The 13,929-nt window shown below is 69.9% G+C and carries 13 protein-coding genes; 11 read left to right on the forward strand and 2 right to left on the reverse strand.

The annotated features are described in order from the left end of the window. Positions 1-53 precede the first annotated feature (53 nt). The 6 genes from DMC61_RS04410 (at position 54) to DMC61_RS04435 (ending at position 6,275) form a co-directional block, all read left to right on the forward strand. Complete coding sequence (locus DMC61_RS04410; protein WP_125686949.1) at positions 54-1,229, forward strand: Ig-like domain-containing protein; 1,176 nt, start codon at positions 54-56, stop codon at positions 1,227-1,229. Positions 1,230-1,456: 227 nt separating this feature from the next. Beyond that, positions 1,457-2,269: an alpha/beta fold hydrolase gene (locus DMC61_RS04415; RefSeq protein ID WP_125686951.1), complete on the forward strand. Its 813-nt coding sequence runs from the start codon at positions 1,457-1,459 to the stop codon at positions 2,267-2,269. Between the two features lie 21 nt (positions 2,270-2,290). Beyond that, a complete protein-coding gene (mshA, locus tag DMC61_RS04420; RefSeq protein ID WP_016330906.1) occupies positions 2,291-3,595 on the forward strand; it encodes a D-inositol-3-phosphate glycosyltransferase in 1,305 nt (434 codons plus the stop codon). Continuing rightward, positions 3,592-4,107, forward strand: coding sequence for a YbjN domain-containing protein (locus DMC61_RS04425; protein WP_125686953.1), 516 nt, complete (start codon positions 3,592-3,594; stop codon positions 4,105-4,107). Before mshA ends, DMC61_RS04425 begins: the two co-directional genes overlap by 4 nt. Before the next feature lie 68 nt (positions 4,108-4,175). Continuing rightward, positions 4,176-5,090, forward strand: a complete 915-nt coding sequence (locus DMC61_RS04430; protein ID WP_125686955.1) for a DUF4349 domain-containing protein — start codon at positions 4,176-4,178, stop codon at positions 5,088-5,090. 435 nt (positions 5,091-5,525) lie between these two features. Continuing rightward, the gene (locus tag DMC61_RS04435; RefSeq protein ID WP_043847866.1) at positions 5,526-6,275 is read left to right on the forward strand and encodes a phosphoglyceromutase; all 750 of its coding nucleotides are present in this window, start codon (positions 5,526-5,528) and stop codon (positions 6,273-6,275) included. Between the two features lie 73 nt (positions 6,276-6,348). Here DMC61_RS04435 and DMC61_RS04440 read toward each other — a convergent pair whose 3' ends face one another. Beyond that, positions 6,349-7,266, reverse strand: coding sequence for a hypothetical protein (locus DMC61_RS04440; RefSeq protein WP_125686957.1), 918 nt, complete (start codon positions 7,264-7,266; stop codon positions 6,349-6,351). Beyond that, positions 7,263-7,910, reverse strand: coding sequence for a LuxR family transcriptional regulator (locus DMC61_RS04445; protein ID WP_016330911.1), 648 nt, complete (start codon positions 7,908-7,910; stop codon positions 7,263-7,265). The genes DMC61_RS04440 and DMC61_RS04445 overlap by 4 nt, the downstream gene beginning before the upstream one ends. Before the next feature lie 272 nt (positions 7,911-8,182). Between DMC61_RS04445 and DMC61_RS04450 the strand changes: the two genes are divergently transcribed. From DMC61_RS04450 to DMC61_RS04470, 5 genes are all read left to right on the forward strand, one after another. Further along, the gene (locus DMC61_RS04450; RefSeq protein ID WP_199749883.1) at positions 8,183-9,415 is read left to right on the forward strand and encodes a cell wall metabolism sensor histidine kinase WalK; all 1,233 of its coding nucleotides are present in this window, start codon (positions 8,183-8,185) and stop codon (positions 9,413-9,415) included. Beyond that, positions 9,412-10,101, forward strand: a complete 690-nt coding sequence (locus DMC61_RS04455) for a response regulator transcription factor (RefSeq protein ID WP_005167072.1) — start codon at positions 9,412-9,414, stop codon at positions 10,099-10,101. The genes DMC61_RS04450 and DMC61_RS04455 overlap by 4 nt, the downstream gene beginning before the upstream one ends. A gap of 262 nt (positions 10,102-10,363) precedes the next feature. After that, complete coding sequence (locus DMC61_RS04460; RefSeq protein ID WP_125686959.1) at positions 10,364-11,353, forward strand: Ppx/GppA phosphatase family protein; 990 nt, start codon at positions 10,364-10,366, stop codon at positions 11,351-11,353. 105 nt (positions 11,354-11,458) lie between these two features. Beyond that, the gene (locus DMC61_RS04465; protein WP_125686961.1) at positions 11,459-13,006 is read left to right on the forward strand and encodes a hypothetical protein; all 1,548 of its coding nucleotides are present in this window, start codon (positions 11,459-11,461) and stop codon (positions 13,004-13,006) included. A 22-nt stretch (positions 13,007-13,028) separates the two neighbouring features. Then, positions 13,029-13,826, forward strand: coding sequence for a sugar phosphate isomerase/epimerase (locus DMC61_RS04470; RefSeq protein WP_125686963.1), 798 nt, complete (start codon positions 13,029-13,031; stop codon positions 13,824-13,826). Positions 13,827-13,929: the final 103 nt, after the last annotated feature.

Here is a 13,929-nt window from a genome sequence, read left to right on the forward strand (position 1 = left end):
TTCCCGGCGCTGAGCGGGTAGAGGCTCGCGGGGATCTTCATGGGAGGTACACGGTGATCGAACGGCGCACGGTGTTCAAGGCCGCGCTCGCCGCGGGGGCGGCCATGCTGGCCGCCGCCTGCTCCAGCGAGGAAGGCGGCAACGCCAAGCCGGAAGGCAGCGGTGGCGGAGAACAGGGCGCCGCCCCGGTCGCGAAGATCACCGCCGAACCCGCCGCCGACGCCAAGGACGCCTCCGTGGTGACGCCGGTCGTGGTGAAGGTCGCCGACGGCAAGCTCACCGAGGTCAAGGTCACCGGCGACAGCGGCAAGGACGTCAAGGGCGAGCTTTCCGCCGACGGGCTCACCTGGACCAGCACCGAGGTGCTCGGCTACGGCAAGACGTACACGTACGCCGCGAAGGCCACCGGCAGCGACAACAAGCCCGCCGAGTTCAAGGGCTCCTTCAGCACGGTCAAGCCGGCCAAGGAGGTTCGCGCCACGCTGAACCCGACCGACGACGCCGAGGTCGGCGTCGCGATGCCGATCAGCGTGAAGTTCGCGTCCCCGGTCAAGGACAAGGCGGCCGCCGAGAAGGCGCTCAAGGTGAAGACCGACAAGGACGTCGAGGGGTCCTGGGGCTGGCTGTCGGACACGCAGGTCGACTGGCGGCCCAAGGAGTACTGGCCCGCGAACATCAAGGTCAACGTCGAGGCGAAGCTCTACGGCGTCGCGCTCGGCGGCGGCGCGTACGGCAAGGCCGACGTGACCACCGAGTTCAAGATCGGCCGCAACCAGGTGGTCAAGATCAACACCCCGGACCACGTGATGAAGGTCTACCGGGGCGGGGCGGAATCGGCGAGCTACCCGTGCTCGAACGGCCTGGACTCCGACGTCCAGCGCAACACCCCCAACGGCACGTTCATCGTGATGACGAAGGAGCCGATGGCGCGGTTCGACAACGCGCGCTACGGCTACACCAACGTCAACAAGAAGTGGTCCTGCCGGATCTCGAACAACGGCGAGTACATCCACGAGAACCAGGACAACGCGGCGAACATCGGCAAGGCCAACACCTCGCACGGCTGCGTGAACCTGCTCGAAGCGGACGCCAAGAAGTACTTCGACTCGGCGATGATCGGCGACCCGGTCGAGATCACCGGTTCGAAACTGGGCAGCCCGACCAAATCGGACGTCAAGAACTGGTTCTACGACTGGAAGTCCTGGAAGGCCCTCTCGGCGATCAAGTAGCCGTTCGGCCTCGCCGCCGCTCTTGCTCGCCCCGGCGATTTCACGTGATCCAGCGGACGACACGGGTGATCCGGCGGACGACACGCGTGACTGGATGGACGACACGTCCGCGTCCAGGAGATCTCCGCGAGTCGTCCGCCTGATCACACGTGTCGTCCATCCAGTCACATGTGTCGTCCATCCAGTCACGAGACCCATGCACACCTGAACCTCATAGGCTGGCGACCATGAAAACCGAGGTAGTCGGCTACGGCGGGACCCGCATCGGCTTATGGGTCGAAGGCGCCGAGAACACTCGTCCGATCGTGTTCGTGCACGGCTGGGCCCAGTCGAGCCGGGCTTGGGCGCCGCAGCTGGCGGATCCCGCGCTCAGTGAGCGGTTCCGCCTGGTCGCGATGGATCTGCGCGGTCACGGAGATTCCGAAGTGCCCTCCGCCGGCTACGACGATCCGCGGGTGTGGGCGGAGGATCTCGCCTCCGTTCTCGACTTCGCCGGCGAAGACGCGATCGTCGTCGGCTGGTCCTACGGCGGGCTGGTCATCACCGACTACCTCCGGGTGCACGGCTCTTCGCGGCTCAGCGGCGTCGTTTTTGTGGGCGCTATCACAGAAATCGGCAAGAACCGCCCCGGCGGCAAGGTCGGGCCCGCGATGCGCGACGCCATCCCGGCGGTGCTTTCGGACGATCCGGCGGTCGCGATTCCGGCGTTGGTGCAGTTCAGCGCGCGGATGACGGCGGCCCCGGTGTCCGGCACGCTCACCCAATCGCTGCTCGGCGCCTGCCTTTCGACGCCGCCCGCGGTGCGCTCCGCGCTGTTCCGGCGTGACGTCGGGAGCGAGGACGTCCTTCGCGATCTGGACAAACCGGCACTTATCGTCCATGGTCTCGCCGACGCTGTGATCGATCCGACGGCGGCGGAGTACGCGGCGGGGAAGATTCAGGGGGCCGTCGTGCGTTGGCTACCTGAGGTGGGGCATCTGCCGTTCGCCGAAGCGGCGGACGAGTTCGGTGAACTGCTGCGCGGGTTCGCCGATCAGTAGGACTTCGGGAGTGTTGACCAGGTGACGATCCCTCTGCACGGGTTCGACGCCGCGCCCAGGCGCGTCGCGGTGCTGTCGTTGCACACTTCTCCGCTGGAACAGCCGGGTACCGGCGACGCCGGGGGCATGAACGTCTACGTGAGCCAGACGGCCACCGAGATGGCCCGCCGGGGCGTCGAGGTCGAGGTGTTCACGCGGGCCACGTCCTCGGATCAGCCGCCGATCGCCGAGCTGGCGCCCGGCGTGCTCGTCCGGCACATCCCGGCCGGGCCGTTCGAGCCGCTGGGACGCGACGAGCTGCCCGCGCAGCTGTGCGCCTTCACCGCCGGGGTGCTGCGGGCCGAGGCGTTCCACGAGCCGGGCTACTACGACCTCATCCATTCGCACTACTGGCTCTCCGGCCAGGCGGGCTGGCTCGCCCGCGACCGCTGGGGCGTGCCGCTGGTGCACACCGCGCACACCCTGGCGAAGGTCAAGAACGCCGCGCTGGCCGAGGGCGACACGCCCGAGCCGCGCACCCGCGTGATCGGCGAGGAGCAGGTCGTCGAGGAGGCGGACTGCCTGGTCGCGAACACCCGCGTCGAGGCCCGCGAGCTGATCGAGCTGTACGAAGCCGACCCGCACGCCGTGCACGCGATCCCGCCCGGCGTCGACCTCGACCGCTTCACGCCCGGCTCCCAGGCCGCCGCGCGCCGGGCGCTCGGCCTCCCGGCGGACGCGATCGTGCTGGCCTTCGCGGGCCGGATCCAGCCGTTGAAGGCGCCGGACGTCCTCCTGCTGGCCGCGGCCGAAATGCTGCGTGAGCGGCCGGAGCTGGCTTCGCGGCTGGTGGTGCTGATCGTCGGCGGCCCGTCCGGGACCGGGCTGGAGCAGCCGCAGGCCCTGCGTGAACTGGCCGTTTCCCTCGGGATCGAGGCGCAGACCCGATTCATGCCGCCGCAGCCCGGCCAGTCGCTGGTCGACGTCTACCGGGCGGCCGACATCGTCGCCGTGCCGAGCTACAACGAGTCGTTCGGGCTGGTCGCGCTCGAAGCGCAGGCCTGCGGGACGCCGGTGATCGCGGCCGAGGTCGGCGGGCTGCCGGTCGCCGTCCCGCACGGCGTCTCCGGGCTGCTCGTGCCTTCGCACGACGCGAAGGACTGGGCGGGCGCGCTCGCGAACGTCGCGTTGCGGCCCGAGCGGCGTGCCGAGCTTTCGGCCAACGCCGTCGTCCACGCGCGGCGCTTCTCCTGGCGCCGGACGACGGACCGCCTGCTGGACACGTACGCTCAAGCGACCGGCGCGTTCCGGCGTGCCCTCGAACAGCGCGCGGAGGTGGCGGTTTGACGCTCGACGAGACCTTGCGGTCCTCTTTGGACAATGCGGGCCTGAAATACGACAGGCGTGGCGAGGGAAAGTACTTCGTCACGTTGCCCGGCACCAAGAAACTGCAGACGAACTGCTGGCTGGTCGCCGGTGACCACGCTTTCGCCGTCGAGGCCTTCGTCTGCCGGCGTCCCGACGAGTCCCATGAGGACGTTTACCGCTTTCTGTTGCGCCGCAACGCGAAACTGTACGGCGTGCACTACACCGTGGACGCGATCGGCGACATCTACCTGGTCGGCCGGTTCGGCCTGGACACGGTCACCGAAGCCGAATTGGACAAGATCCTCGGGCAGGTGCTGGAAGCCGCCGACGGCGATTTCAACACCCTGCTGGAACTCGGGTTCGCCGAATCGATCAAACGCGAATGGGACTGGCGTGTCTCGCGCGGCGAATCGCTGGCGAACCTTCAGGCGTTCAAACATCTCGTCGAGCCATCGAACGGGCACGAGCCCGGGGCCTTGACCGACTCGTGACCCGGACGGTGCAACGGCACCGTCGTCCGTTCCGTCTCTTTCCGCAGCACTGGAGGGAGACGGTTTTCATGCACAAGGGATTGAGATGGGTCGCGGCCGCCGGCATCGTGCTGGCGCTGGCGGGCTGCTCGGCGAACGATTCCGGCGGTGAGTCGGCCGCGATGCCGATGTCGGCCGACACCAAGCAGGCGGCGCCCAAAGAAGGGGTGCCGAACAAAGAGGCGACCGACAGCAAGGCGGGTTCGGGCAAGGCGCCGGCGCCCGCGGGGCAGCCGGGGATCACCGACCGCAAGCTGGTGCGCACGGCGAGCCTGGAGCTCACCGCCCCGAACGTCGCGGACGTGATTACGCAGGTGCGCGTCATCACCCAGGGTGCCGCCGGCTACACCGGGCAGGAGAGCACGCAGGAGAAGCGGGCGTCGGTGAACGTCATCGTCCCCTCCGAGCGCCTCGACGGCGTGCTGGACCAGCTCGCGAAGCTCGGGAAGCAGCAGAAGCGCGAGGTCACCGCGACGGACGTGACCGAGCAGATGGTCGACGTCGAATCGCGGCTGGCGACGCAGCGGGCGAGCGTCGAGCGCATCCGCGCGCTGCTCGCGAGGGCGACGTCGGTCTCGGAGATCGCCTCGGTGGAGAGCGAGCTGACGAGCCGGGAAGCCGAACTCGAGTCGCTCCAGAAGCGGCGCGAAAGCCTCGCGGGCAGTGTCGCCATGTCGACGATTTCGTTGCAGGTGAAGGCGGAGACGGTCGCGGCGTCGGAGCAGTCCCGCAGCGGGTTCCTCGGCGGGCTCGCCGACGGCTGGGACGCGTTCCTGACCTTCGGTGGCGGCCTGCTGACCGTGCTCGGTGCGATGGCGCCGTTCGTGCTGGTCTTCGGTGTTCCCGCGGCCGCGCTCGTGTGGTGGCTGCGCAAGCGGCGCCGTCCGGCGGAACCCGCGATGGCGACCGCTTCGGATCTGCCGTCCGCGCCCCCACTGGACTGAAGAGGACAGGCGGGACGGCTCGAGGGAGGGGGGAGTCGCGATCTCGAGCCGCCCCGCTGAAGTTCCCGCCAAGGTGGACCCGGTGACGAGGGGGATGCCAACGGGGCCGGCGGGCGCCGCGACTCGGCAGGGGGGAGACGAGTCGCGGTCGTCACCCGCGTCGAGCCGGGGAGTGCGTGGAATCCGGCCGCGCGGGACTTAGTCAACCTGTCAGATCTCCACCTGTAATCACAAGACTACCGGTTACTCCGTTCGAGTGAACTTCGAAAACCGGGATAACGGAGTGCAGCCTGATTTCCGGGGATCGGGACTTGTTGGCGACCCGTCTTCTGGACGGGTGAAGGTGTTACTCGCGGGTAACGCACTCTCCGTAGAAATAAAGTCAAGCGCGGCCCTCTGACCGGCGCTTCCGCTCCCTCTGGCAGGCTGAACCCCATGGCTGAGCTTGGGACTCTGGTGCTGCTGCGTCACGGGCAGAGCACGTGGAACGCCGAAAACCTGTTCACCGGCTGGGTGGACGTGCCGCTGTCGGAGCAGGGCGAGCAGGAGGCGCGCAAGGGCGGGCAGCTGCTCGCGGAGTCCGGCCTGCTGCCGGACGTCGTGCACACCTCGCTGATGCGCCGCGCGATCTCGACCGCCAACCTGGCGCTCGACGCCGCCGACCGGCACTGGATCCCGGTGAAGCGCGACTGGCGCCTCAACGAGCGCCACTACGGCGCGCTCCAGGGCAAGAACAAGAAGCAGACCCTCGACGAGTTCGGCGAGGAGCAGTTCATGCTCTGGCGCCGCTCCTACGACACCCCGCCGCCGCCGATCGACCCGGCCGACGAGTTCAGCCAGGTGGGCGACGCGCGCTACGCCGACCTCGGCGACGCCGCCCCGCTGACCGAATGCCTCAAGGACGTCGTCGCGCGGCTGCTGCCGTACTGGGAGTCCGAGATCGTGCCGGATCTGCGCGCGGGCAAGACCGTGCTGGTCGCCGCGCACGGGAACTCGCTGCGGGCGCTGGTGAAGCACCTCGACGGCATCTCCGACGACGCGATCGCCGGGCTCAACATCCCGACCGGCATCCCGCTGCGCTACGACCTCACCGAAGACCTCAAGCCGGTCACCGTCGGCGGGACCTACCTGGACCCGGAGGCCGCCAAGGAGGCCGCGGCCGCCGTGGCGAACCAGGGCCGCTGACCCACCCTTCGCATTTCGCCCTCTGGATGCGGTAGTTCGCTCTCGAACCACCGCGTTCAGAGGACGAATTGCGTCAGGGGAGGGCTTGGACCGACTCGACGCCCGCCGCCTTCCAGCCGTCGGGCAGCCGCTGGAGACGCAGGACGAGCGGCAGGTACTTCTTCGTCGTCTGCCCGGCCGCGTCTGTGACGTCCGACGTCGCGAAGAGCAGCACGCTCGCCTTGTCGTCCACGACCTCCATGACCGCGGTGGCCGGGTTCGGCGCCAGCGACGCCTTCGTGCCCCCGGACCGGATCTGGTTCAGCCGCCCCGCCTTGTCCTGCTGGAACTGGGTCAACAACTGTCCGGTCGATACCGACTCGTAGCGGGCGTACGTGCCTTCGGGGTCGGCCGGATTCACGTTCAGCAGGGCTTCCGCGGCACGCAGGGCACCGTCCCGCGCGGAATCCCGCACCCGTGCGAACACCCGGTCACCCGCGCCCGGCTTCTCCGCCGCGGACGGAGGGTCCGCCGGGTTCACCTTGATCTCGCCGATCCGCCAGCGGTCACCCTCGCGGACGGTCGCGAGCAGCACCGACGCGACACCCTTGCTGGTGGCACCGGCCCTGGTGCTGCTCTGGTCCAGGACGGTCAGCACCCGGGCCTTGTCCGGTGTCTGCTCGACCGCCGCCGAGAGGATCACCCTGGTCACGAGCTTGACCGGCTCGGCCGATTTCCGGACCTCGGCGAACAGCTTCGCCAGCTCGTCGCGCGCGCCCGGCGTCAGGTGGTCGGCGAGCGCCTTCTCGTAGGCGGGCACGGCCGTGCTGTCGTAGGAGAACGCCGCTTCGGTGGCCGTCTTCACCGCCGTGAGCACGGACGCCGTCTTCGCCGGATCGACCAGCGCGAGGTTCGCGGGCGGACTCTCCGGTTCGGGCCGGGCGGTACCGGAGACCGTGGTGGTGCAGCCCGCGAGCGCGAGCAGCACGGCCAGCCCTGCCCAGCGCTTCACAGGAGGCCGAGTTCCCGTGCCCGCGCGTCGACCTGCAGACGCGATGTGACGCCGAGCGCGACCAGCAGCTCCGAGACGCGGCGCTGATAGGTGCGCACGCCCATGCCGAGGCTCTTCGCGGCCTTCTCGTCCTTGCAGCCGGTGGTGAGGAACTCGAGGATCTGCGGTGCCTCCATCCGGATGTCGGCGAACCGCGCGTCGAACGTCTCCAGGGTGGTGGACGCGCGCCAGGCGGTTTCGAACAGCGACAGGATGCCCTGCACCAGCTCGGGGCGCGAGATGACGCTGTACGAGCGCACCGCCTTGCCCTCGTCGCCCGCCATGATCGCGACCCGCTCGTCGAGCAGGATCGTCTCGTTGATCTCCTCGGTGCCGATCCGGATCTGCGCGCCGAGACCGGACAGATGGTGCAGGTGCTGCGCGGTCTGCTCGTTCAGCAGGACGCCGGGGCGGTACAGCTTGCGGATCCGCTTGTCGTGCACCAGCCGTTCGCCCTGCCGCGTGAGCGACGGCCGCGAAAGCGCCCAGGTGTAGAGGTCGTCGGCCGCGCACGCGATGTCGGTCGCCGCGACGAACAGATGAGCCGTCCGGTCGAACAGCTCTTCTTCTCCGCGAATCAGGGAGATGTCACTGACGAGTTCCACGGCGACAGTCTTCCAACATTCCCCTGGGGCCGTGACGGGAACGTCGCTATTCGCCCGCGGATAATCACGACGAAAGTCGGGATCCGGGCATCACACGGCGACGATGTCCCCGGTTCGGGTGACCCGCCTCACCCAGGAGATCTCGGCCAGGGATCGGCCACGTGAACGGGGGCTGACCTGCAGGCGAACAGGGTGTCCCCAGGTGTCATAGGCATCACGAGTACGCGGCCGGGACTAGGCCAAAAGACTACCCGCGCGCTTACGATTCCCCTGTGACCACGCCTGTTGCACTCGCCCTGGCCGTCGGCGGACTGATCGTCGGTGTGGTTTTCGGCTTCCTGATCGCGAGGGGCCGCGCCCGCCGCGAGGAACGACGACCGACCGGTCCCACCGTGGCCGAGCTGCTCGAACGCCTCGTGCGGTCCAGCAACAACGGCGTCGTCGTGCTCAACAAGTTCGGCGACATGGTCCTGCACAACCCGCGCGCCTACGAGCTGGGACTGGTGAAGGTCAACCAGGCCGATCCGCGGGCCCGCAAGGCCGCCGAGCAGGTGGTCGAGACCGACGAGCCGATGGAGATCGACCTTTCCCCGCTGGAGGCGAGGGGCCGCCAGCCCGAGGCCGTCACCGGCGAGGTCCGCCCGCTCGGCGACGGGTTCACCGTGGTCGAGGCCGTCGACCATTCCGAGGCGATCCGGCTCGAAGCCGTCCGGCGTGACTTCGTCGCGAACGTGAGCCACGAGCTGAAGACGCCGGTGGGCGCGATCGCGCTGCTCACCGAGGCCGTCCTCGACGCCGCGGAGGACACCGAGGAGGTCCGCCGCTTCGGCGGCAAGATCCTCCGCGAATCGACCCGGCTCGGCCAGCTGGTCACCGAGCTGATCGCGCTGTCGCGGCTGCAGGGCGCCGAGCGGCTGCCCGACCTGAACGTCGTCGAGGTCGACGCCGTGGTCCGCGAAGCGCTCGGCCGGACGACGCTTTCGGCGGAATCCGCCGAGATCACCATCACCACCGACGCGGCCAGCGGGCTGCTCATCGAGGGCGACCGGACGCTGATGGTCACCGCGCTGTCGAACCTGCTGGAGAACGCCGTCGCGTACTCGCCGGCGGGCAGCCCGGTGTCGATCAGCAGGCGGCTGGTCGACGGCAAGGTCGAGATCGCGGTGACCGACCGCGGCATCGGGATCGCCGAGGACGAGCAGCAGCGCGTCTTCGAGCGGTTCTACCGCGCGGACAAGGCGCGGTCGCGGGCGACCGGCGGCACCGGGCTGGGCCTGGCGATCGTCAAGCACGTGGCCGCCAACCACGGCGGTTCGGTCGGCCTGTGGAGCCGTCCCGGCACCGGATCGACCTTCACCCTGCGCATCCCCGCGCACATCCCCGCCGAACCGGCCGCGCCCGTGAAACAGGCTCCGCCGGTGTCACGGCCGGAGAAGACCCCCGAGCGGACACCCCGTCTCGTGGCAACAGGGCAAGAAAGCCCCGACCATGGAGGAAACCTGTGACGAGGGTTCTCATCGTCGAGGACGAAGAGTCGTTCGCCGACCCGCTCGCGTTCTTGCTCCGCAAGGAGGGCTTCACCGCCGCCGTCGCCGTGACGGGGCAGCAGGCGCTCGAGGAGTTCGACCGCAACGGCGCCGACATCGTCCTGCTCGACCTCATGCTCCCCGGCATGAGCGGCACCGACGTCTGCAAGCAGCTCAGGCAGCGTTCCGCGGTGCCGGTGATCATGGTGACCGCGCGCGACAGCGAGATCGACAAGGTCGTCGGGCTGGAACTGGGCGCCGACGACTACGTCACCAAGCCGTACTCGGCCCGTGAGCTCATCGCGCGGGTGCGGGCGGTGCTGCGCCGCGGCGGCGAGCCGGGCTCCGAAGGCGACCTGGCCCCGCTCGTGCTGACCGCCGGGCCGGTGCGGATGGACGTCGAGCGGCACGTGGTGACCGTCGACGGCCAGGAGGTCTCCTTGCCGCTCAAGGAGTTCGACCTGCTCGAGTACCTGCTGCGCAACGTGGGCCGTGTGCTCACCCGCGGGCAGCTGATCGACCGGGTGTGGGGCGCGGACTACGTCGGCGACACCAAGACGCTCGACGTCCACGTGAAGCGGCTGCGGTCGAAGATCGAGCCGGATCCGGGCTCGCCCCGGCACCTGGTCACCGTGCGCGGCCTGGGCTACAAGTTCGAGACGTGATTCGCCGGCCGACGGCCTTGGGCTGACCCGGCCACGAGGTCTTCCCAAGGGCGCTCCGCGCCCGGCGAAGACTTCACCGTCGAGCGCCCTCTTTGGGCCGGAGGCCACGGAAACCTGATGAAGGGGCGCGCCCGCACACCTGGCTTGACCTGGTGCGCGGTCCGGCGCCCCTTCGGCAGGTTTCCGTCAGCGCTCGACCGAGAGACACAGATCACGGTTACGGTTTCGTGACCTGATGTGGGGGCGGGTACCGTAGACGCTCGTGCGCCTAGGGGTACTCGACGTCGGTTCCAACACCGTCCACCTGCTCGTGGTCGACGCCCACCGTGGCGCCCACCCGACCCCGATGCATTCCGAAAAGGCCGTCCTCCGCCTCGCCGAGCAGATCACCCGCAACGGCGACCTGAGCCGCGCGGGCGCGGACAGCCTCGTCCGCGCGGTCGAGTCGGCGAAGGCGGCCGCGGCCCGGCTGGGCTGCGAAGAGGTCATGGCGTTCGCCACCTCCGCGGTCCGCGAAGCCAAGAACGCCCCGAAGGTGCTGGCGAAGGTCCAGGAACAGACCGGAGTCGAACTCCAGGTGCTTTCCGGGATCGACGAGTCCCGGCTCACCTTCCTCGCCGTCCGCCGCTGGTTCGGCTGGTCGGCGGGCAAACTGCTCGTGCTCGACATCGGCGGCGGCTCGCTCGAGGTCGCGATGGGCCGCGACGAGGAGCCGGACCTGGCCGAATCGTTGCCGCTGGGCGCGGGCCGGACCACCCGGACGCGGTTCCAGCACGACCCGCCGTCCCGCTCGGAGCTCATCGCGACTTCGGTGTGGCTCGAAGAACAACTCGCCCCGCTCGCGAAGAAGGTCGCCAAATTGGGTGAACCCGATCGTGTCGTGGCGACCTCGAAGACGTTCCGGTCGCTCGCGCGGCTGACCGGAGCGGCGCCGTCGGCCAGCGGGCCGCATGTGCGCCGTACCCTGACCGACACCGCGTTGCGCCAGCTCATCGCGTTCATCTCTCGGATGACCGCACACGACCTGGCCCAGCTCGAGGGGGTCAGCGCGAGCAGGTCGCATCAGCTGGTGGCCGGCGCGCTCGTCGCACAAGCCACCATGCGGGCGCTTTCCCTGGAAGAACTGGAGATCTGTCCGTGGGCGCTGCGAGAAGGTGTCATCCTTCGACGGCTGGACCATTCGAACGGTGCGGACGAGACTGTGGGCGGCAGCGCCCGACTGGACTTAGTCGACGGAGAACGGGCACGGTGAAGAGGTGACGGAAATGCGGATGACGGTGGATAGCGCGCGCGACGCCGCCGATGCCCCGTCGCGTGCCGGTTCGCAACGGCTGGAGCGCGCATTGGACAGCACGGTATGACGGACGAGACAGAGAGCGGCCAGCCACAGAAGACCGTGGCGGAGCTGCTGGCGCAGCATGGAGCCCAGCCCGAAGGCGGGCGCCGCAGGCGACGCCGCGCGGCCGACGACGAGGACGACGCTCCCGAGACCACTCGCGGACGGCGCGCGCCGTCGGTGAGCGACACCGCGCCGCAGGCGATCATCGACAGGGTGTCCGGCGACACCCCGCCGCCTGCCAACCGTCCTCCGCGCCGGGCGCGCCCGCAAGACTCCGGCGCGCGTCCGCTCCCGCAGCCGCAGCAGGACTCCGCGCCGCTGCCGGTGCCGCCGAACGCCCCGACCAGGCAGACGCCGCCGGTGCGCCCGCCGCAGGAGCAGAGCGGTTATCAGCAGCGCCCGCCGCAGCAATCCGGTCAGTTCGCGCGGCCGACGCCGCCGCAGGAGCAGAGCGGTTACCAGCAGCGTCCGCCGCAGCAGTCGGGTCAGTTCGTGCGGCCGACGCCGCCGCAGGAGCAGTCCGGCTACCAGCAGCGTCCGCCGGACTCGGAGGGCCTGCCCCCGCGCGGCCGTCCGCGGCCGCCGGGCCCGGAGGAGACCCGCGGCGCGGTGCCGCCGGTCCGCCGCCGTCCCGAACCACCTGGCCCCCCGACAGCGTCTCCAGCGGGGCTCTCCGCGAGGCTCGACGGTGGCCTCGAAGCCCCGGCAGAAGACGTCCAGGACCAGCCGGGACCGATGGCCAGCGGTGCTTTCGCGACGCCGCCCGCCCAGCCGGCGCGGCGCCGTCGTCCGGCCGCCCGGCCACCCCAGCCGAAGGCCGAGCCGAGCACCGAGCAGTTCGCCGCGGTCGGCGAAGAGGCCGCGCCCGAACCCGAGGCGCCCGTGGAATCCTCGGCGCCGGCGGCACCGCCCGCCGGGCTCGCCGGCTGGCGCAAGCGCAGGCAGAAGGTGCAGTCCGAGGACACCGAGATCGGCGGGATCCCGCCGGTGCCGCCCCCGGTCGCGCCCGTCGAGCCGGACCCCGAGCCCGAACCGGACCCGTTCGACGGCGGCCCCCCGACCATGGGGCATCCCGCGCCGATGCCGTTCGTGCCGCCGCACTCCCTCGACGACCGTGACCGTCAGGACAACCTCGACGAGTACGAGCGCGAGTTCGCCGACCCGGCGTATCCGGACGGCGGGCCGGACTTCGGCCGCGACGACTACGGCTACCGCGCCGACGAGTACGAGGACGACTACGACGACGACCAGGCCGAGGAGGTCGCGGAGGACCACGAGCCCGCGGCGCCCGCCGAGAAGGCCTCGCCGGGGAAGCAGTGGCTGGCGCTGGCCGGTCAGCTCGCGCTCGGCGTCGTCGGCGGCGCCGGGGTCTGGCTGGGCTTCAACTGGCTGTGGGTGAACCTTCCCGCCGCCGCGCTGGTCGCCGCGTTGCTGGTGATCGTCGCGCTGGTGTGGATCGTCCGGAAGATCCGCAAGGCGGAGGACCTGCAGACCCTGGTGCTCGCGGTGCTGGTCGGACTGGTGGTGACGGTCTCACCGGCCGCACTCCTGCTGGTCGCCCGGTAGCGGCCTCGGGAAGAATGCCGGGATGGTTCAGCAGGTTCCGGTAGGCCTCTCGACGGCGTCCGTCTGGCCGTTGCGGGCGGGAGTGGCGTTCGAGCTGGCCGCCGACCTCGGCTACGACGGTGTCGAGGTGATGGTCTGGGCCGATCCGGTCAGCCAGGACGTCTCCGCGTTGCGCCGGTGGTCGCGCCGCACCGGGGTGCCGGTGCTGTCGATCCACTCGCCGTCGTTGCTGATCACCCAGCGCGTGTGGTCGCCGGACCCCGTGGTGCGCCTGCGGATGTCGGTGGAGGCCGCGCAGGAGCTGGGCGCGCGCACGGTCGTGGTGCATCCGCCGTTCCGGTGGCAGCGCCGCTACGGCGACGCGTTCGGGGACCTCGTCGACGAGCTCGAAGAAGCCAGCGGCATCGAGATCGCGGTCGAGAACATGTTCAAGGTCCGCCCGCCCGGTGGCTCGCGGACGTCGCGGGTGTCGGCGTTCCGGCCCTCGATCGACCCTACGGACGTAGGGTTTCGCCACTACACGCTCGACCTGTCCCATACAGCGGCAGCCGGGATGGACGCCCTCGCGCTCGCCGACCGGATGGGTTCCGGGCTCGCGCACGTCCATCTGGCGGACGGCACCGGACTCCCGAAGGACGAGCACCTGGTGCCCGGACGCGGCATCGAACCCTGCGCCGAACTGCTGGAAAAGCTCGTGAGCAGCGATTTCTCCGGGCAGGTCGTGCTGGAGATCAACACTCGGCGGTCGCCGAGCGCGGCGCGACGGTCGCGAGACCTCGCGGAGTCACTCTTGTTCGCGAGGCTGCACCTCGGTCAGTGACAAAGATCGTCTCCAGGTGCGGAGATTCATTCCTCCCTGCGCTCGAGGCGCTGGTACACGTAAAGTTCCGACCGTGAACCAGCTGCGCTTGTTGATCTCCCGC

It is taken from the genome of Amycolatopsis sp. WAC 04169 (genome assembly GCF_003947535.1).
GTDB lineage: Bacteria > Actinomycetota > Actinomycetes > Mycobacteriales > Pseudonocardiaceae > Amycolatopsis > Amycolatopsis keratiniphila.

What these genes read in the sequence shown, in the direction of transcription:
- DMC61_RS04415 (WP_125686951.1), top strand. Translation starts at nt 1,457, where the DNA reads ATGAAAACCGAGGTAGTCGGCTACGGCGGGACCCGCATCGGCTTATGG.
- DMC61_RS04430 (WP_125686955.1), top strand. Translation starts at nt 4,176, where the DNA reads ATGCACAAGGGATTGAGATGGGTCGCGGCCGCCGGCATCGTGCTGGCG.
- DMC61_RS04435 (WP_043847866.1), top strand. Translation starts at nt 5,526, where the DNA reads ATGGCTGAGCTTGGGACTCTGGTGCTGCTGCGTCACGGGCAGAGCACG.
- DMC61_RS04465 (WP_125686961.1), top strand. Translation starts at nt 11,459, where the DNA reads ATGACGGACGAGACAGAGAGCGGCCAGCCACAGAAGACCGTGGCGGAG.
- DMC61_RS04470 (WP_125686963.1), top strand. Translation starts at nt 13,029, where the DNA reads ATGGTTCAGCAGGTTCCGGTAGGCCTCTCGACGGCGTCCGTCTGGCCG.